Genomic DNA, 18,294 nt, shown 5'->3' on the forward strand with positions numbered 1-18,294 from the left:
CCTGCCCACCAACGGGAACCGGAACAGGAGACCCACATGCTGGACGTCGCCGAGGAGTTGACCCGGTGGGTTGCGCAGGGGCGCGGCTTCGCCGTTGCCACCGTCGTGGCCGTCGGCGGCAGCGCCCCCCGTCCGCCGGGGGCCGCGCTCGCCGTCGCGACCGACGGCACAGCGATCGGCTCGGTCTCCGGCGGCTGCGTGGAGGGCGCGGTGTACGAGCTGTGCCAACAGGCCCTGGACGACGGCGAGACAGTCATCCAGCGCTTCGGGTACAGCGACGACGACGCCTTCGCCGTCGGCCTGACCTGCGGCGGCGTCATCGACATCCTCGTCACCCCGGTACGCGCGGACTCTCCCGCCAGGGAGGTGTTCGCGGCCGCGCTCTCCGCCGCAGCCGGAGGAGAGGCCGCGGCGCTCGCGCGGATCGTCTCCGGACCCGCCGAACTCCTCGGCCGCGCCCTGCTCGTCCGCGACGACGGCTCGTACGAGGGCGGCCTCGGCGGGCACCCCGAACTGGACCGCACCGCCGCCGACGAGGCCCATGCCTTCCTCGACACGGGCCGTACCGGCACGCTGGAAATAGGAGAGCAGGGCTCTCGGTGCGGAGCACCGATCACTCTGCTCGTCGAGTCGTCCGTTCCACCGCCCCGGATGATCGTGTTCGGCGCCATCGACTTCGCGTCCGCGCTGGTCCGAACGGCCAAGTTCCTGGGCTACCACGTGACCGTATGCGACGCCCGGCCGGTCTTCGCCACCCCGGCCCGCTTCCCCGAGGCCGACGAGGTCGTCGTCGAATGGCCGCACAAGTACCTGGAGTCGACGCAGGTCGACGGCCGTACGGTCCTGTGCGTACTGACCCATGACGCGAAGTTCGACGTGCCGCTGCTGCAACTGGCACTGCGGCTCCCGGTCGCGTACGTCGGGGCGATGGGCTCGCGGCGTACGCACCTCGACCGCAACGAACGTCTGCGCGAGGTCGGCGTCACCGAGGTCGAACTCGCCCGTTTGCGCTCGCCCATCGGACTGGATCTCGGCGCGCGTACGCCGGAGGAGACCGCCCTGTCCATCGCCTCCGAGATCGTGGCCAACCGGCGTGGTGGCAGCGGGGTTTCGCTGACCGGGGCGCACACGCCGATTCACCACGACGGGCCGGAGCCGGCGGCTGGGGGCACCTCCCAGGCCCTTGAGGCACTGGGGGAGGATCGGATCGGTCGCCTGAGCCGTCGGTAGGGTTCGTTCGCGGAGGACAGCGGACCCCTTCTCCCGCACCTGTGTTGGTACGCCTCGTGAACCTCAGTTGATGCACCAGTATTGACGCGTGCATGCCCTTCACCGGAACCTCGTGTGGGAGCGCTCCCGCAAGTCCCTCGTGAACGTTGCGAAACAGGAGTCAACCCCAACATGAGACCCATCAGACGTACGAGATACGTCCCGGCCGCACTTGCCGCCCTGTCGGCCGTCCTGGCCGCCGTGCTGACCGGACCGGTCGCCGCCGCACCGGCCGCAGCGGCCGAACCGGCGTCCGCAGCCGCACCGGCCCCCACGGCGGCCGAACCGGCAGCCGAATCCCGGGGCCCCCGCCTCTACGTGCCGGAAGCCAACCCCGACGCCTACCTCCAGGCCCTTGACCTCGCCCGCGACGGCCGCCACCGCGAGGCGGCGGGCATCGTGGCGATGGCCAACACCCCGCAGGCGGTCTGGTACGGAGACCAGAGTCCGGCCGAGGTGGAGAAGCTCGCCCGCGACGTCGTGCGCGACGCCGACCGCGACGACGCGACCCCCGTGTTCGCGCTCTACAACGTCCCCGGACGCGACTGCTCCAACTACTCGGCGGGCGGCGCCTCGAACACCGCCGAGTACAAGGCGTGGATCGACGCTGTCGCACGGGGCATCGGCGGCCACCGGGCCATCGTGGTCCTCGAGCCGGACTCGCTGGCCCTCGTGCCCGCCGACTGCGGTCAGGACGACGCACAGGGCACCCTGACCGCGGCCCGGTACACCGAGGTCAACTACGCCGTGGACAAGCTCGAACCGCTGTCCGGCACCCGGGTGTACCTGGACACCGGCCATCCGGGCTGGCACTCGGTGAACTCCATCGTGCCGCGCCTGGTCAGGGGCGGGGTCGCCCGCGCCACCGGCTTCTTCACCAACGCCTCCAACTACAACACCGACGACGCCAACTCCTGGTACGGCAAGCTGATCTCGTCCTGCCTCGCCCATGTCGAAGCGGGCGGGGACAGTGCCGCGTGCCCCAACCAGTCGTGGTCGCGCGCGGACGCGCAGGCGTGGCTCGACGAGAACGTGGACACGCCCGCATCCCGGATGAAGCACTTCGTCACGGACTCCAGCCGCAACGGCCAGGGGCCCTGGACCCCGCCCGCCGGCAAGTACACGGACCCGCAGGACTGGTGCAACCCGCCCGACCGGGGCCTCGGCGCCCGCCCGACCCTGCGCACCGGCGACCCCCTCCAGGACGCCCGGCTGTGGATCAAGATCCCGGGCGAGTCGGACGGCCTGTGCCTGCGCGGTACGGCAGGTCCGGAGGACCCGGAGCGCGGGATGGTCGCCCCGCGCGCGGGGGACTGGTTCCGCGAACAGGCCCTGGAGCTGGTGCGGTTCGCGAATCCGCCGTTGCTGCCGGAGGAGTGATCCCCGCTGATCAGGGGCGCCGCAGCAGGCCGTCCGCTGCCCGGCCGAACAGCAGGCGCCCCGACGCGGCCAGTGGTGGGTCGAGGAACGGCGGCAGCCAGCGCACGCGGAGCTCCTCGAGCCAGACGACCCGGGAACCCGATCCTCTCGGGTGGACCTCGATCTCGGCCCAGCCCATGACGAACGTGCCGCGCTTGTCCAGGCGGCAGCGGGCGGGCCGGCCGGGGTGATCGGCGTCCGGAGGCTGCCAGACCGTCACTTGCATCGGGTCGTCGAACGCGGCCGGTCCGATGCCGGTGCGGGCCACGAAGAGGGTGCCCTCGTGGGTCGGCGGGCGTGTGGTGACGGTGACACGGGTCAGCGGGACCACGTCCGCATGGCGTTTCCAGTCGGTGAGGCGGTGCCATGCCTCGGCGGGGGAGTGGGTCGAAAGCCGTTCGATGCGGATGAGGGCCATTGCGTGATCGTAGGCGTGGGGTCGTGCGACGCCGGGCAGCCGGCGGGCCGCCCGGTGCGCTCGTCGGCGGCCCGGCTTTCGGCCGCACCGCGGTCTGGTGAACCGCCTCGCCCGTGCGCAGGTGTGTCCCCCGGCCGGTTCCCGTCTCCGTAAGACGCCGGACATGTCGCGGTCTCCGGATCGAGAGGTGTGGGCCGTCTCGTGGTCACCCGCCGTTGTAAGGCTGCGCGGGTGCCGCTCGTACCCGCCTCCGTCGACTTCCGCCGTTGCCGGTTGCTGGGACTGATCGGTTCTGCCGCCCTCGCAGCCGGTGGTACGACGGCCGGGGCGCTGCCGATCCGTGATGTGCTGTCCCCGTCGGCGGCGGGCGCGGCGCTGGGGCTGGTCGGCGTGTACTTCGGCGTCGTCCTGCTGATCGCCGCATGGGCGCTGCTGGGGCGGGAGATACGCGGTCCCGAGCCGCCGACTCCCCGCTCTCTGCTGCTGGTGCTCGCCCTGTGGGCCGCCCCGCTGGTGGTGGCGCCTCCCCTGTTCAGCCGCGACGTGTACAGCTATCTCGCGCAGGGCGCGATGGTGGACGCGCACATCGACGTGTACGCGTACGGGCCCGCCCGGCTCGGCGGGCCGCTGGTGTCCGAGGTGGCGCCGATCTGGCGGCACACCGGGGCCCCTTACGGGCCGGTCTTCCTGTCCCTGGCCGAGGTCACGGCCGATCTCACCCGGACCGAGGTGTCCGCCGGTGTGCTGGGCATGCGGTTCGTCGCGCTGCTGGGGGTGGCGCTGATGGCGGCCGCGCTGCCCAGGCTGGCCCGGCACTGCGGTACCGACCCGGCCGCCGCGCTGTGGCTCGGGGCGCTCAACCCGCTGGTGCTGCTGCATCTCGTGGCAGGGGCGCACAACGACGCGGTCATGCTGGGGCTGCTCGGTGTCGGGCTGGTGGCCGCGAGCGGGCGGTGGCACCTCCTGGGCGCCGTCCTCGTGACGCTCGCCGCCCTGGTCAAGGCGCCGGCGGCGCTGGGCCTGCTGGCCGTCGTCGCCCTGCGGGCGCGTGGCCGCACCGGGCGGCACCGGGTACTGCGGGCCGCGCTGACGACCGCGGCGGCCGCGCTCACGACGACGGTCGTCGCGACGGCCGTCGCCGGTACGGGATACGGCTGGATCGGGGCGCTGAAGACCCCCGTGTCACCGCAGAACTGGGCCCTCACCAGCGTGCTCGGCCGCGTCACCGGTGATCTCCTGCACCACGCCGGCAGCGACCTCGCCCCCTTGGCCGCACCGGCCTGGCACGGGATCGGCATCGCCGCAACGCTGGTCGCCGTGCTCGTCATATGGCTGCGCCGCCCGCGGCCCGCCCCCGTCTACGCCGTCGGGCTCAGCCTGGCCGCGATCGCCGTCCTCGGACCGGCGATCCGGCCCTGGTACGTCCTGTGGGGGCTGTTCCTCATCGCGGCTGCGGCGCCCAGCAGTTCCGTACGGCGACGGGTGGCCGCCGTCAGCGGAGTGCTGGCGCTGGCGGCCCTGCCGAGCGGCGGCCCCGTCGACACCCAGCAGTTGGCGCTGGCCGTGTCCGGGGGCGCGCTCGCGGTGGTCGTCCTCTGGCAGGTCCACCAGTCCACGCGGCAACCGGCCGGGCTGCCCGGGCCCCGCGAACCGGAACCGTCCGTATGAGCACGCGCAGACAGGACGACACCCTCGACATGCAGGCCGGACAGGACAGCCTCGAGATGCAGGCGGGCAAGCAGACCGGTGCGTCGCGGGCGCGCGGACGGGACGCCTTCAGGCCCCGGGCGCCGCGCGCGGAGAGCGGGCGCCGGCTGCTCGTGCTGGTGCTCGCCACCGCCGTCGGCATCTTCCTCGCCACCGTGCCCCTGCACCGCGACTGGTTCGACCTGCGCGTCTACTACGGCGCCGTCGGCGAGTGGGTCCACCACGGCGGCGGTATCTACGACTACCGGGTCCCGGGCACCACGTACGGCTTCACGTATCCGCCGTTCGCCGCGGTCACCATGCTGCCCATGGCGCTGCTCGGGCTGCGTACCGCCATCGCGGTCGGGCTGCTGCTCAACATCGCCGCGGCCCTGGCCGTGCTGTACGTACTGGCGGCGCCGGTCCTGCGACGGCACGGCGGACACGGGTGGTTCGGCTTCGCGGTCCTGGGGTGTCTGCTTGCGCTGTTCGAGCCGGTGCGGGACACGTTCAGCTTCGGGCAGGTCAATCTGCTGCTGCTGGCCCTCGTCCTGGGTGACGCCTGGCTGCTGGCCGGCGCGGCCCGCGGGCGCGCGCGATGGGCGGGCGTCGGCATCGGACTCGCTGCGGCCGTCAAGCTCACGCCCGCGCTCTTCATCGGCCTGCTCCTGCTTGCCCGGCGGCCCCGCGCCGCCGCTGTCGCGACGGGCGTCGCAGCCGGTGGGACGGCGCTCGCCGCGTGGGCCGCGCCCGACGCCTCCCGCTTCTACTGGACCGAGGCCCTGCGCGACACCGACCGCATCGGGCAGCTCGCCTACGTGTCCAACCAGTCGCTGCAGGGCGTCCTCGCCCGCCTCGCCCAGCCCGCCGAACCGGACCGCGTCGTCTGGGCGTTGGCCGGCGTGGCGGTCCTGTGCGTATGGGCCCGGCGCGCCTCCCGCGCACTGCGCAGCGGCGACACGATGGCCGCCTTCGCCCTGACCGGCCTCGCCGCCTGCCTGATCAGCCCGATCACCTGGGTGCACCACCTCGTCTGGCTGCTGCCGGCCCTCGCGGTCCTCGCCGACGCGGGACTGCGGCACGCTCCCGGCACCGGCGCCCGGCGCCGGCTTCTCGCCACGGCGGGCACGGTGTACGCGGTGTTGTGCAGCAGCGTGGTGTGGCTCTGGTACGACGACGCGTCCGGCATCGACGGGTTCCTCGGCAGCAACGTCTATGTGTGGATCACGCTGGGGCTGCTGCTGTGGCTCCCGGTGCGCGGGCGGGCCGTGGCCGCGGCGTCCGTACCGGACGGCCGGGCCCTGGACGACTACCGGGACCGCCGGGCCCCGGGCGACTGCCAGGATGCGCGGGAGAGATAAGGAGGGCCAAGACGACCGGAACGGCGTCGAGTTCACCGCTGCGGAAATTCTCCTCGAACATCTGTTGACTTGCTCCTCGTGCTGAAGCCCGGGGATTCTGGCCTTCCGGTCCGGGACTGTGCCGCTACGCGGCACTGGCTCCGGTTCGGATTCCATGGCTTCCTGCTTCACCGCGCTGTGCCGGAACACGTTCCGGTCTTACCTGCGCTCCACAGGCTGAAACCGCCAGTCCGGCGGCCTTGATGTTCTTCGCGGCATTGTGGTCCCGGTCGTGGACCGTTCCGCACGCGGGACAGGTCCACTCCCGCACATGCAGGGGCTTGGGCCCGTCCTTGATCCCGCAGGCGGAGCACACCTGGCTGGTGGGCTCGAACCGGCCGATCTTTACAAATGTGCGGCCATAGCGTGCCGCTTTGTACTCGAGCATTGCCACGAACGCGGACCAGCCCGCGTCATGGACACTCTTGCCCAGCCTGGTACGTGCCAACGCTCGCACCGCCAGGTCCTCCACCGCGACCGCTTGGTTCTCGCGGATCAGTTTCGTGGAGAGCTGGTGGTGGAACTCGCGGCGCGCGTCGGCCACCTTGGCGTGCGCGCGGGCCACCTTCAGGCGGGCCTTCTCCCGGTTCTTCGAGCCCTTCTGCTTGCGGGACAGCTCCCGTTGGGCCTTCTTTAGCTTCTTCTCGGCCCGGCGCAGGAACCGCGGTGAGTCGACCTTCGTGCCGTCGGACAGGACCGCGAAGTGGTTCAGCCCCAGATCGACCCCGACCGTTTGGTCCGTGTCGGGCATCCGCGCCAGGTCGGCGTCCGGGTCTGTCTCGATGACGAAGGAAGCGAAGAACCGCCCCGCCGCGTCCCGGATCACGGTGACGCTGGACGGGATCGAGGGCAGGGCCCGCGACCAGCGCACCCGCACCTCGCCGATCTTCGGCAGCAGCAGCCGCCCATTCTCGGTGATCTTCCAGCGGGCGTTGCGGGTGAACCGGATCGCCTGCTGGGCATCCCTGCGGGACTTGAAGCGCGGCGCGCCCACCCGCGCCCCACTACGCGCACCCTTCAGGGAGGCGAAGAAGTTCCGGTAGGCGCTTTCCACGTCCCGCAGCGACTGCTGCAGCACCACCGCCGACACCTCGCCCAACCAGTGCCGCTCAGGGGTCTTCTTCGCCTCGGTGATCAGCGTCTTCGACAGCGACGCCGCGGTGGGAAACGCCTCCCCCGCCGCCCGCTCCCGCGCCGCGATCGCGTCGTTGTACACCACCCGCGCGCACCCGAACGCCCTGGCCAGCGCGGTGCGCTGACCCGGACCAGGGTCGAGGCGGAAGGCATAACGAAGCTGCATGACCCGGACGCTAACACCGGCCACTGACAGCCCGGGACGCCTCAGCCAAATCCAGCTCCGCTGGAACGATTCGGCGACGCTCTCCCGTCGCCACGTTCCCATTCGCTTCACCACCGGCGCGAACGCCGATGCAGTGCGAATCCCCGGTAGCGCTGGCCGTGCTGCTGGCCCATGCGCAGGGTCAGGCCCTTGTTCATTGTGGCTCCGAGCGGGACCTTGTCGAGCACGCCGCCGAAGACGCCGAGGATCGAGACGGTTTGTGCGGCACGCGTAGATGGCTTCGCGTAGAGCGATTGCGCCGCAGCGGCTGATACGTGACTCATGTGCCGCGCACCAAGCCACTCAGACGTCGCGCCTGTCGAGCGGCCGGTTCGCGGGTCCTTCGAGCACCTCGCCGTCGACACCGAAGCGGGAGCCGTGACAGGGGCAGTCCCAGGACCGTTCCGCGGAGTTGAAGCCGACGAAGCAGCCGAGGTGCGTGCATCGCGGGGACACGCCGTGCAGGGCCCCGTCCTCGTCGCGGTACACCGCGCAGCGCCGCCCGCCGTGCTGCACCACGGCGCCGCTGCCAGGAGCGATGTCGTCGACGGAGTGGATGGTCACCGAGCTCAGCCGGTCGCCGATGAAGTGGCGGCCGGTCTCCAGCTGGTGCCGGACGAAGGCCGGTGCCTCGCGCAGCAGGCTCCGCATCCGGCGTGGGTCGTACAGGCCTGCCCAGGGGGGCCGTTCGCCGGTGACGAGGTCCGCGAGGAGCCGGCCGGACATGATCCCGCCGCTCATTCCCCATCCGCCGAACCCGGTCGCCACGTACACATGCGCGGCGCCGGGATGCAGAGGTCCGACCAGCGCCACGGTGTCCGTGGGATCGCTGTCCTGCGCCGCCCAGCGGTGGGTGATCTCCACGCCGGGGAAACGCTCATGCGTCCAGTCGGCCAGGTTCCGGAAGCGCTGATCCGTGTCGCCCGTCCCGGGCCTGGCGAGCTCGCCGGTGACGATCAGCAGCCGCTGCCCGTCGCCAAAGGGGGCCGTGCGTACTGAACGGGTGTTCTCCTCCTGCGTGATGTACATGCCGCCGGGATCCCGGTCGGGCGGAAGCGGCCCTGCCACGACGAGGTCGCGATGGGCCGAGAGGCGGCCGAAGAGCAACGCCCGGTCGAAGACGGGGTAGTGGGTGGCGACGACGACGTCCCAGGCGGTGACCGTCACCCCCGACTCGGTCCCGAGCAGGCACGGCGCGCCCTCGTCGAGGCGCAGGACACGGGTGCCCTCGTAGATCCTCCCGCCGTGTGCCAGGAGGTCCCGTTCCAGCGCCAGTAGGTACTTTCGGGGATGGAACTGCGCCTGGTCCTCGACCCTGACCGCGCCCGCGACCGGGTACGGCAGGCCGGTCTCGGTGACGAAGGAGGCGTCAAGGCCCGCCTCCCGGGCGGCGTCCGCCTCGGCCCGTATCCCGTCCAGCCGCTCCGGGTCCTCGCAGTACGTGAACGCGGGGACCCGCTCCAGATCGCAGTCGGCGCCGAGCTCGTCCGCGACCGCCACGGCGTGCTCGATCGCGTCGGACTGTGAACGCGCGTACAGTCGCGCCCCGTCCGGGCCCCGCGTGTGGCGCAGGTGGTCGTACATCAGGGTGTGCAGCGCCGTCAGCTTCGCCGTCGTATGGCCGGTGACACCCGCGGCGACGCGGGACGCCTCCAGGACCACCACGCTCCGCCCCTTGCGGGCGAGCTCCCAGGCCGTGCAGAGCCCGGCGATGCCGGCCCCGACCACGGCCACGTCCGCCTCGGTGTCCTCGGTGAGCGGAGGATGAGAGGGGAACTCGGCCGAGGCCATCCAGTACGACTCGTACACGCCGGGAAGGGCCGCAGTCATAGCCATGGCTGCCGGGTCCCCAGGAACGTCCGGCTGAAGCATCGATGAATCCCGTTATGCGGGTGCTCGCCCGTTATGCGAGCTTGTGCCGGTGTGGGTTGGGTGGGGGTGTGGGTGTCGGTGTCGAGGATGAGCGCGGGTCGAGCACCGCTGGGCGCACGCGTCAGGGCGGCAGCCCCATGTGGTCGCCGCCCCTGCGGCATCCGCCTCCGCCTACCAGCGATACCAGCGCGTCCGTCCGCCCCCAGAGCCCGTACGGGTCGAGAAGAATCCGATGATCCACACGATCAGCAGGATCAGGGCGATCCACCACAGGACGTCCACGGCGAATCCGGCTCCGAAGAGGATCAGGATCACCAGGAGCACCAAGAGCAGCGGGATCATGTCAAGCACCTCCTGACCTTCCGACTGCCCGAAAAATCCCCTTTTACTGCTGTCAGGCCTCTCTTGATCGGTTCCTGTTCGCGTCTCGCGTCCGGTCCACGTCCGTTTCGTGTCTTCAACGGCCTGTCGCGCCATGTGCCAAGGCGTGCCGCCATGCTCATACTGGCGTTCTGGTCCGGGTTTCCGTGGTTCCGATGTCCTGACCGGAGCACGGCAGAATGCCGCGAGGCGGGGTTATTCACTGCATCTCCGACAAAACGAGGAGAGTCTGCATGATGTCCGGGGTGACGGGAAGCCGGAGGGTGGAGTGACCGGCGGCGCACGCCTCACCGTCGATGTCAGGGTCAAGGGCGACGTCCTGGTCCTGGCTGTCAGTGGTGAGCTCGACCACGACTCGGCCGGCGAACTGCGCGACGCACTGACGGAGGGCCTGAGCACGGCCGCCACGCGCATCGTGGTGGACTGCAAGGACATGACGTTCTGCGACTCCACAGGATTGAACGTCCTGCTGCACGGGCGGCTCGACGCGCAGGACGCCGGCGTCGGACTGGAGCTCGCAGCCCTTCGCCCGCCGGTTGCCCGCATGTTCGACATCACCGGAGCCGGCGCTGTCTTCCGGTTGTACGGCAGCCTCGACGAGGCGCTGATCGGCCGGCCGCAGGAGTGACGTGGCCCGGAGAGCGACCGAGATCGGCGAGCAACGGTGCTCGGCGAGTGAGCAGCGCAGGCAGGAGTGACGGACCGCAGCTATGACGGAGCGCGCCATGATCGACGGACTCCCCGCGCAGGGGCAGACCCGCCGGCTCGCCCTGTACGGCACCAAGGGCGTGGTCGGCCGGTGCCGGGACTTCTGCCGGGCGTGTCTCCTGGACTGGCGGTGGCTGCCCGCAGGGGACGAGGACGGCCAGGCTGTGGTCGACGATGTCCTGCTCCTCGTGTCCGAGCTGGTCACCAACGCCTGCCTGCACGCCGGCGGGCCGCAGGAGCTGATGCTGAACTACACCCCGGAACGGCTGCGTATCGAGGTCACCGACGCCAGCCCCGTCCCGCCGCGTCCGCGGCCCAGGGGGCCCGCGGGACGTCCCGGCGGCAACGGACTCGTCGTGGTGGAACGGCTGGCGCGCACCTGGGGATCCACGCGGCGGGGAGCCGGCAAGGCCGTATGGATCGAGGTGGCGCCACCGCTCAGCGTGCCGCGGACTGCGTCGCGGGTGCCGGGGGCGCGGGCGTGACCGCTGCCTCGGTGGTCTCATCCGGGTCCGGGGCGGAGTCCGGTTCCGGCTCCGGTCCTGGCTCCGGTTCGGGGTCCTCCAGCAGGCCCGTCCGCAGTACGTCCAGGGTGCGGGCCAGCAGCCGGGAGACGTGCATCTGGGAGATGCCGAGCCGGGCACCGATCTCCGACTGGGTGAGCTCGTCGCAGAACCGCAGCGACAGGATGAGCCGCTCCCGCTCGGGAAGTGTGGCTATCAGCGGCTTCAGCGACTCCAGGCATTCGACGACATCGAGCGCCGGGTCCTCCTCGCCCAGCTGGTGGGTCGCCCTGCTGCTGGGCTCGTCGTTCTCCACCGGGGCGTCCAGCGAGCGCGCCGCGTAGACGTTCGCCGCCTGGCGGCCCTCCTCGAGCTCGTCCTCGCTGATGCCCAGGCCCTCGGCGAGCTCCGTCGCCGTGGGGGCGCGACCCAGCTGCTGCTCCAGGGTGTCGACCGCCTTGGCTATGTCGATCCTCAGCTCCTGCAGCCGGCGCGGCACCCTGACCGCCCAGCTGGTGTCACGGAAGAAACGCTTGATCTCGCCGACGATCGTGGGCAGTGCGAAGGAGCGGAACTCGACCTCGCGCTGCACGTCGAAGCGGTCTATGGCCTTGATCAGACCGATCGTCCCGACCTGGACGATGTCCTCCATGGACTCCCTGCGGTTGCGGAACCGGGTCGCCGCGTACTTCACCAGGCTGAGGTTCAGTTCGACGAGGGTGTTGCGCACGTACGAGTACTCGGGTGTGCCCTCCTCCAGCGTGCGGAGCCGCTTGAAGAGCGAGGACGACAGTGCCCGTGCGTCCATCGCGCCGATGGTCCTCAGGTCCGGTATCTCCGGCAGACCGGGCAGGGCCGCGCGCACGGCCGCCGGCGGTGCCGCCGACGGGGCTGTCGGCGGGGCCTCGGCCGGGGGGTCTGTGTCATGGGTACGGACGGGGCGAGTGAGCGGGGACATGGGCGCTCCTTCGACGGATGGCGGGCGCTGCCCGCTGAGGCGGACCGTCGGGCTCCCCGCACGGCACTTTACCGCCTGGTGCGATTTAACGCATTTGTTCCATTTCGTGCTATTCCAAGTCTGACGGCTCATTGCCGTTGCCGCTTGTCGTGGGCCGCTTGTCGAAGGGGGCGCAGGGGCTGTCCGGAGGGCCTGACCAGGAAGCCGTCCGGCACCACTCCACGTGGGACGGTGACGTGCGACAGTGGGGACATGGCCGCCCCTCGCCCGCCCGGCGAGAGGCTCCTCTGGCCCGGACGCCGGTTGCGCGAGGTCAGCGATGAAAGAGTCATCCTCAGTCCGCACTTTCGAAGGCACCGAGCGCCCGCCGGTGCAGCTCAGTGAAGAGGGGCTCCGCAAACTGCTCGCCGGGCTCACGGCGGTCCGTGACGGCGACTTCTCCACGCGCCTGCCCGACGATGCCGAGGGGCTCCTCGGCGAGATCGCGGGCGTCTACAACGGCATGATCGACCAGCTGGCCCTCGTCACGTCCGAGGTCACCCGCGTGGCCAGCGAGGTCGGCGGACAGGGCCTGCTCGGGGGCCATGCACGGGTGCCGAGGGCCGGCGGCGTCTGGCAGGAGCTCACCACCGGCGTCAACACGATGGCCGACAACCTGACGTCCCAGGTGCGCTCGATCGCCCAGGTCGCCACGGCCGTCGCCCGCGGCGACCTGACGCAGAAGATCCGGGTGGACGCCCGCGGCGAGATCCTCGAACTCAAGGAGACCATCAACAGGATGGTCGACCAGCTGTCGTCGTTCGCCGAGGAGGTCACCCGCGTCGCCCGCGAGGTCGGCACCGAGGGCAACCTCGGCGGACAGGCCACCGTACGCGGCGTGTCGGGCACCTGGCAGGACCTGACCGACAACGTCAACTCCATGGCGGACAACCTCACCAACCAGGTGCGCAACATCGCCCAGGTCACCACCGCCGTCGCCCAGGGCGATCTGAGCCGCAAGATCGATGTCGACGCCCGCGGCGAGATCCTGCAGCTCAAGACCACCATCAACACGATGGTCGACCAGCTCTCGTCCTTCGCCGCAGAGGTCACCCGGGTCGCCCGCGAGGTCGGCCGCGAGGGCAGGCTCGGCGGCCAGGCCGAGGTGGAGGACGTCTCCGGCACCTGGCGGCGGCTCACCCAGAACGTCAACGAACTCGCCGGCAACCTCACGCGCCAGGTGCGTGCCATCGCCGAGGTCACCAGCGCGGTCGCCCAGGGCGATCTGACGCGCTCCATCACGGTCGAGGCACCCGGCGAGGTCGGCGACCTCAAGGACAACATCAACTCCATGGTCGAGTCCCTGCGCGCCACCACCCGCGCCAACGAGGAGCAGGACTGGCTCAAGACCAACCTCGCGCGGGTCTCCGGACTCCTCCAGGGCACCCGCGACGTCACCGCCGCCGCCCGGCTCATCATGGACGAGGTGCCGCCGCTGGTCTCCGCCCAGTACGGCGCGTTCTTCCTCGCCCAGACGGACGCCGACGGCACCCGGCTCGACATGATCGCCTCGTACGGAGCGCCCGACACCGGGCCTCGCAGCTTCCGCCTGGGCCAGTCCCTTGTCGGCCAGGCCACGCTGAGCCGCCGCACGATCGCGATCGAGGACGTACCGCCCGGCTACGCCACCATCTCCTCCGGTCTGGGCGACGCCGATCCCGCAGCGCTGCTCGTACTGCCCGTCGTCGTCGAGGACCAGGCCATCGGCGCCCTGGAGTTGGGGTCGCTCCACCCCTTCACCGACATCCACCGGGACTTCCTCGACCAGTTCATCGAGACCCTCGGCGTCAACATCAGCTCGCTCACCGCCCACGCCCGTACCGACGAACTCCTCGAGCGCTCCCAGCGGCTCACCGCCGAACTGAGCGTCCGGCAGGAGGAGCTGCAGCGCTCCAACGCCGAACTCGAGGAGAAGGCGGCGCTGCTCGCGGAACGCAACCGCGACATCGAGGCCAAGAACCTCGAGATCGAACGCGCCCGCCAGGAACTCGAGACGCGCGCCCAGCAGCTCTCCCGCACCTCGATGTACAAGTCGGAGTTCCTGGCCAACATGAGCCACGAGCTGCGCACACCGCTCAACAGCCTGCTGATCCTCGCCCAGTTGCTCGCCCAGAACCCCGAGGGCAACCTCACCGACAAGCAGGTCGACTACGCCGAAGTGATCCACTCCGCCGGCTCCGACCTGCTTCAGCTGATCAACGACATCCTCGATCTGTCGAAGGTCGAGGCCGGAAAGATGGCCATCCACCCGACCACTTTTCCGCTGCACCAGCTGCTGGACTACGTCGAGGCGGCCTTCCAGCCCGTGGCCAGCGAACGGGGCCTGGAGTTCCGGGTGGTCACGGCCCGGGACCTGCCCGACGAACTCACCACCGACGAGTCGCGGCTGCGCCAGGTGCTGCGCAATCTGCTCTCCAACGCGCTCAAGTTCACCGAGCAGGGCTGGGTCGAGCTGCGCGTCGAGAACGCCGCGGACGACGAGCTGCCGCCCGCCCTGCGCGGCCGTCCCTCGATCGCGTTCCGGGTCACCGACACCGGCATCGGTATCGCCGACGAGCATCTGGAGATCATCTTCGGCGCCTTCCAGCAGGGCGAGGGGCCGACGGCACGCCGCTACGGCGGTACCGGACTCGGCCTGTCCATCAGCCGGGAGGTGGCCCAGCTCCTCGGCGGTGCGATCACCGCGCACAGCGCGCTCGGCGAGGGCAGCTCCTTCACGCTGTTCCTGCCGGTGAGCAGCGGTCCCGTCGCCGTCCCCGAGAGCGGCGCCGAAGGACGGGCGCGCGCAGAGGGCAGGCAGCACGGCGACGACGTACTGGCCGGACGCCTGGTCCTCGTCGTGGACGACGATCCCCGCAACGTGTTCGCGCTCACCGAGATCCTCGAAGGCGCCGGTATGCGCGTACTCCAGGCCGAGGACGGCCGACGCGGCATCGAGCTGCTGACCGAGCACGACGACGTCGACCTGATCATCATGGACGTGATGATGCCCGGCATGGACGGATGGTCCGCGACCGCCGCGATCCGGCGGATGCCGCGGTTCGTCGACGTCCCGGTCATCGCGGTCACCGCCAAGGCCATGCCTGGCGACCGGGCCAAGACGCTGGCCGCGGGCGCGGACGACCATGTGACGAAGCCCGTGGACGCGGGGGATCTGTTGGCGAGGATCCGGAGCCGGCTCAGTCGGTGAGCCGGCGACGGGTCGTGCTCACAGCACCCGGACCACCACAAGGCTGGTGTCGTCGTCCGTGTCGCCGGTCACGGCGCCGAGCAGCCGGTCGGCCTGCTCGTCGATCTCGCCCGGGCCCAGCCGCTCGGCCTCGTGACGCAGCAGCGCCAGGCTCTGGTCGAGCCCCATGTGGTGCGACTCGATGAACCCGTCCGTGTAGAGCACCAGCGTGTCCCCGGGGAGCAGCGGCGTCACCGTCTCCTGGTACTCGGCGCCGGGTACCGCGCCCAGCAGGATGTTCCGCGGCGGATCCAGCAGCTCCGCATGCCCCTCGCGCAGCAGGAGCAGCGGCAGATGGCCCGCGCTCGCCCAGCGCAGCGAGCGCGTGTCCGGGTCGTACAGCGCGCACACCGCCGTGGCGGTGGGCTGCCCGTCGGAGTGCAGCGTGACCTCGTTCAGCCACGCCATCAGCCGGCCGGGGGAGTGCCCGGTGACGGCCAGCCCGCGCAGTGCGTTGCGCAGCGCGACCATGCCGGTCGCGGCATCGATGCCGTGCCCCGCGATGTCCCCGACCGCCATCAGTACTCCGCCGCTCTCCAGCGGCATCACGTCGTACCAGTCGCCGCCCACCTGGTACTCCTCGGCCGCCGGCCGGTACCGCGCGGCGACCTGCAGGCCCGGCAGCTTATGGAACGTCGGGACCTCCGGGACGATGGCCTGCTGCAGCTCCAGCACCAGCCGGCGGCGGATCGCCGCCTGCGCCTGCACGGTCGTCAGCTGGTCGAAGGTGGCGTTCAGCGCGACCTCGGTGTGGTGCTGTGCGGAGACGTCCTGGTAGATGCCGGTGATACCCGTGAGCACGCCGCACGTCAGGAGGGGCTCGGCGGCGATCCGCACATGCCGCAGCGCGCCGTCGTCGCGGATCACCCGTACGACGGTGTGCGCCCCCTCCTGGCGCCCCGTCAGCGACAGCAGCAGCTCCTCCAGACGTACCGCGTCCTGGGGATGCAGCCGTTCGCCCAGCTGCCGCAGCGGGAGCGGGGGGCCGCCCCGCGCCACGCCGAAGATCGTGTACGCCTGGTCGCTCCACCGGGACTCGCCGGTGGTGAGGTCGTCCTCGAACGTCGCGACGTTCTCCAGCCGCCGTGCGACCCGTACGACCGCGGGACCCGGGTCCGTGGAGACATGCCAGAGCACGAGCGCGCGGTCGGCGGACAGCAGCAGGATCCGCACGTCGAGCAGGGGCGCCGGGACGCTCGGCCGGTGCCCGGCCGGCAGCCGGACCGCGCGCTGCGGGACCGCGTGCGCGCGGGCGTCCGCGATCAGCCGTACCAGATCGGCGTGGACGGACGGGAAGACCTGCGCCAACGGCCGACCGGCCGGGTCCGGCACCAAGTCGGTGCTGCACAGCGCCGCCTCGTTGAGATGCTCGACGATGACGTCCGAGGTGTCGGGCTCGGTGCGCAGCACCATCGCCGGATGGGTCAGCAGATCGAGGAGACCGCCGAGGACAGGCGGGTCGTCGGGGTCGGGGCCGGCCAGATCGAGCAGCCGCGCGGCGGGCTCCAGCAGACCGGTGAGCGCCCTGCACACCGTCTCGTCCAGCTCGGCGGGACCGGGCCAGATCGCCAGCGCAAGCCCGGCTGTCAGTCCCGCCCGTCGTAGCGGTACGACGGCCCGGGCCGCGTTCCGGTCCGGCCCCGGGAGGCGCTCGCCGTCCGGCGGGCCGTCGGGCAGCCAGGCCGGCGCGCCCGCAGCCAGCGCCCGGTGCAGCGGCCCCGACGCCTCCGGAGGGAGCCACCGCCAGTGCGAGGCCTCCAGCGGGCTGACCCCCGCGTGCCCCACCAGTTGCAGACAGCCACTCGCGGTACGACGCCACAGCCACACGGCCTGCACACCGAGTGGCCGCAGCCCGCCGTCCAGCAGGGAGTCCGCCACGGCGGCGATACGGTCCTGCGTCTCCGCCACAGCAGCGGCCTGCCGCACCCGCCGCGCGGCGTCGCGGCCCCGGCTGCCGCCGGCCGTCGCGGCGGCGGTTTCGCGAACGGTGACGGCTTCGTGAACGCCTTCGGCGGTGCGTGGTCCGCTGGTGTCCGGCGGTCTGCCTGGTCGGGGACCGTCGTCTTCGCGAGCGCGGGCGGCGGTGCGTGGTCCGCTGGTGTCCGGCGGTCTGCCTGGTCGGGGACCGTCGTCTTCGCGAGCGCGGGCGGCGGTGCGTGGTCCGCTGGTGTCCGGCGGTATGGCCGGTCGGGGACCGTCGTCTTCGCGAGCGCCGGCGGCGGTGCGTGGCCCCGCAGTGCCCGCGGGCCTGCCCGGTCGGCGGCCGTCGTCAGCCCTGCGCGGTTCGCGCCCGTGCTCTTCTGTGCCGGGACCGCCGGACGTCGCACGAGTTCCGCGGCCGTCCGGTGCCGCTGCGCTGCCCCCTGCCTGCGCGTCCGGTGCGGCACCGGAAGGTACGTCCGCGCGGTCGCCCGCCGCGCCCCCTGTCGCCTCGCCCCCGTAGTCGTGTTCAGCCCCGGCAATGGTGGCGTCGGGGTGCCCGGCGACCACCGTTCCCGCTGCGGCGTTGACGACATCCGCTGCCAGGTCATCCAGGCTCAGACCTGCCGATCCTGCGAGCCGCGACAGATGGTCGGTGGCGTCCGACGGGGACAGGGCCAGCTGGGCCACGAGGATGCCGGCCGCCAGGTCCAGCAGATGGCGGCGCGCGAGCTCGGCGCGGAGGGCGTTCACCTCGGCGGTGAGAGCGGTGACGGCCGCGGCCAGATCGTCCCGTCCCGCATCAGGCCCTCGGGACGGCCCCTGCTCGCGAACGGGAGGGATCATGATTTCTCCGGCTTCCGGCTTTTCGGGAGGGCCGTGGGCACCTCGGTCGCTCCAGCCGGGCGCCTCGGATTCTACTCGGCCCCGGCTCGCACAGCAGTGCCCCTCGCACAGCAGTGCCCCTCGCACAGCAGTGCCCCTCGCACAGCAGTGCCCCTCGCACAGCAGTGCCCGATGATTGAGCGGCCTCCGCCGGGGCAGCGGCAGGGACGAAGGGTCGCAGCGGGCCGGTGCATAAGCAGCTGGCTACACCTGTGGCCCGGAACGGGCGCGCCGGTACGCGCTCGGGGGCGCGTTGCCGCGTACTCCT

General features: G+C 71.5%; 14 protein-coding genes. 7 read left to right on the forward strand and 7 right to left on the reverse strand.

What is annotated here, in order from left to right; genetic code table 11:
* Window positions 1–36 precede the first annotated feature (36 nt).
* Together ACSMXV_RS32620 and ACSMXV_RS32625 are read left to right on the forward strand one after the other, a co-directional pair.
* Window positions 37–1,230 (forward strand): XdhC family protein, encoded by a 1,194-nt coding sequence (locus ACSMXV_RS32620; protein WP_473174726.1) that lies wholly within the window; start codon window positions 37–39, stop codon window positions 1,228–1,230.
* A gap of 171 nt (window positions 1,231–1,401) precedes the next feature.
* On the forward strand, window positions 1,402–2,649 hold the full coding sequence (locus ACSMXV_RS32625; RefSeq protein WP_473174727.1) for a glycoside hydrolase family 6 protein: 1,248 nt from the start codon (window positions 1,402–1,404) through the stop codon (window positions 2,647–2,649).
* Window positions 2,650–2,659: 10 nt separating this feature from the next.
* Here the strand turns inward: ACSMXV_RS32625 and ACSMXV_RS32630 are convergent, their stop codons facing one another.
* Window positions 2,660–3,106 (reverse strand): SRPBCC family protein, encoded by a 447-nt coding sequence (locus ACSMXV_RS32630; protein ID WP_473174728.1) that lies wholly within the window; start codon window positions 3,104–3,106, stop codon window positions 2,660–2,662.
* A gap of 231 nt (window positions 3,107–3,337) precedes the next feature.
* Between ACSMXV_RS32630 and mptB the strand changes: the two genes are divergently transcribed.
* Together mptB and ACSMXV_RS32640 are read left to right on the forward strand one after the other, a co-directional pair.
* A complete protein-coding gene (gene mptB, locus ACSMXV_RS32635; protein WP_473174729.1) occupies window positions 3,338–4,774 on the forward strand; it encodes a polyprenol phosphomannose-dependent alpha 1,6 mannosyltransferase MptB in 1,437 nt (478 codons plus the stop codon).
* 56 nt (window positions 4,775–4,830) lie between these two features.
* Window positions 4,831–6,153, forward strand: a complete 1,323-nt coding sequence (locus ACSMXV_RS32640; RefSeq protein WP_473179128.1) for a glycosyltransferase 87 family protein — start codon at window positions 4,831–4,833, stop codon at window positions 6,151–6,153.
* Window positions 6,154–6,277: 124 nt separating this feature from the next.
* Here the strand turns inward: ACSMXV_RS32640 and ACSMXV_RS32645 are convergent, their stop codons facing one another.
* The 4 genes from ACSMXV_RS32645 to ACSMXV_RS32660 all read right to left on the reverse strand — a co-directional run bounded on the left by ACSMXV_RS32645 (window position 6,278) and on the right by ACSMXV_RS32660 (window position 9,745).
* Window positions 6,278–7,492 carry an RNA-guided endonuclease InsQ/TnpB family protein gene (locus ACSMXV_RS32645; protein ID WP_473174730.1) on the reverse strand — a complete coding sequence of 405 codons (1,215 nt, stop codon included), beginning with the start codon at window positions 7,490–7,492 and terminating at the stop codon, window positions 6,278–6,280.
* A 107-nt stretch (window positions 7,493–7,599) separates the two neighbouring features.
* A complete protein-coding gene (locus tag ACSMXV_RS32650; protein ID WP_473174731.1) occupies window positions 7,600–7,815 on the reverse strand; it encodes a hypothetical protein in 216 nt (71 codons plus the stop codon).
* 19 nt (window positions 7,816–7,834) lie between these two features.
* Window positions 7,835–9,367: an FAD-dependent oxidoreductase gene (locus ACSMXV_RS32655; RefSeq protein ID WP_473174732.1), complete on the reverse strand. Its 1,533-nt coding sequence runs from the start codon at window positions 9,365–9,367 to the stop codon at window positions 7,835–7,837.
* A gap of 207 nt (window positions 9,368–9,574) precedes the next feature.
* A complete protein-coding gene (locus ACSMXV_RS32660; RefSeq protein WP_473174733.1) occupies window positions 9,575–9,745 on the reverse strand; it encodes a DUF5670 family protein in 171 nt (56 codons plus the stop codon).
* A gap of 307 nt (window positions 9,746–10,052) precedes the next feature.
* Here ACSMXV_RS32660 and ACSMXV_RS32665 point away from each other — a divergent pair, with 307 nt between their 5' ends.
* Both ACSMXV_RS32665 and ACSMXV_RS32670 read left to right on the forward strand, forming a co-directional pair.
* The gene (locus tag ACSMXV_RS32665; RefSeq protein ID WP_473174734.1) at window positions 10,053–10,412 is read left to right on the forward strand and encodes an STAS domain-containing protein; all 360 of its coding nucleotides are present in this window, start codon (window positions 10,053–10,055) and stop codon (window positions 10,410–10,412) included.
* Between the two features lie 97 nt (window positions 10,413–10,509).
* The gene (locus tag ACSMXV_RS32670; protein WP_181662636.1) at window positions 10,510–10,977 is read left to right on the forward strand and encodes an ATP-binding protein; all 468 of its coding nucleotides are present in this window, start codon (window positions 10,510–10,512) and stop codon (window positions 10,975–10,977) included.
* Here the strand turns inward: ACSMXV_RS32670 and ACSMXV_RS32675 are convergent.
* Window positions 10,931–11,953 carry a SigB/SigF/SigG family RNA polymerase sigma factor gene (locus ACSMXV_RS32675; protein ID WP_473174735.1) on the reverse strand — a complete coding sequence of 341 codons (1,023 nt, stop codon included), beginning with the start codon at window positions 11,951–11,953 and terminating at the stop codon, window positions 10,931–10,933. The two genes, ACSMXV_RS32670 and ACSMXV_RS32675, sit on opposite strands and share 47 nt — an antisense overlap.
* Before the next feature lie 319 nt (window positions 11,954–12,272).
* On the opposite strand from ACSMXV_RS32675, the gene ACSMXV_RS32680 reads away from it, so the two are divergent.
* Window positions 12,273–15,182, forward strand: a complete 2,910-nt coding sequence (locus tag ACSMXV_RS32680; protein ID WP_473174736.1) for a HAMP domain-containing protein — start codon at window positions 12,273–12,275, stop codon at window positions 15,180–15,182.
* Window positions 15,183–15,200: 18 nt separating this feature from the next.
* Here the strand turns inward: ACSMXV_RS32680 and ACSMXV_RS32685 are convergent, their stop codons facing one another.
* Window positions 15,201–17,987, reverse strand: coding sequence for a SpoIIE family protein phosphatase (locus tag ACSMXV_RS32685; RefSeq protein WP_473174737.1), 2,787 nt, complete (start codon window positions 17,985–17,987; stop codon window positions 15,201–15,203).
* Window positions 17,988–18,294: the final 307 nt, after the last annotated feature.

This window comes from Streptomyces sp. DSM 42067, assembly GCF_055792885.1.

Coding starts and splice junctions, on each gene's coding strand:
- ACSMXV_RS32675 (WP_473174735.1), bottom strand. CDS start 11,953: ATGTCCCCGCTCACTCGCCCCGTCCGTACCCATGACACAGACCCCCCG.
- ACSMXV_RS32630 (WP_473174728.1), bottom strand. CDS start 3,106: ATGGCCCTCATCCGCATCGAACGGCTTTCGACCCACTCCCCCGCCGAG.
- ACSMXV_RS32620 (WP_473174726.1), top strand. CDS start 37: ATGCTGGACGTCGCCGAGGAGTTGACCCGGTGGGTTGCGCAGGGGCGC.
- ACSMXV_RS32650 (WP_473174731.1), bottom strand. CDS start 7,815: ATGAGTCACGTATCAGCCGCTGCGGCGCAATCGCTCTACGCGAAGCCA.
- ACSMXV_RS32670 (WP_181662636.1), top strand. CDS start 10,510: ATGATCGACGGACTCCCCGCGCAGGGGCAGACCCGCCGGCTCGCCCTG.
- ACSMXV_RS32680 (WP_473174736.1), top strand. CDS start 12,273: ATGAAAGAGTCATCCTCAGTCCGCACTTTCGAAGGCACCGAGCGCCCG.
- ACSMXV_RS32645 (WP_473174730.1), bottom strand. CDS start 7,492: ATGCAGCTTCGTTATGCCTTCCGCCTCGACCCTGGTCCGGGTCAGCGC.
- ACSMXV_RS32625 (WP_473174727.1), top strand. CDS start 1,402: ATGAGACCCATCAGACGTACGAGATACGTCCCGGCCGCACTTGCCGCC.
- ACSMXV_RS32640 (WP_473179128.1), top strand. CDS start 4,831: ATGCAGGCGGGCAAGCAGACCGGTGCGTCGCGGGCGCGCGGACGGGAC.
- ACSMXV_RS32655 (WP_473174732.1), bottom strand. CDS start 9,367: ATGGCTATGACTGCGGCCCTTCCCGGCGTGTACGAGTCGTACTGGATG.
- ACSMXV_RS32660 (WP_473174733.1), bottom strand. CDS start 9,745: ATGATCCCGCTGCTCTTGGTGCTCCTGGTGATCCTGATCCTCTTCGGA.
- ACSMXV_RS32685 (WP_473174737.1), bottom strand. CDS start 17,987: ATGATCCCTCCCGTTCGCGAGCAGGGGCCGTCCCGAGGGCCTGATGCG.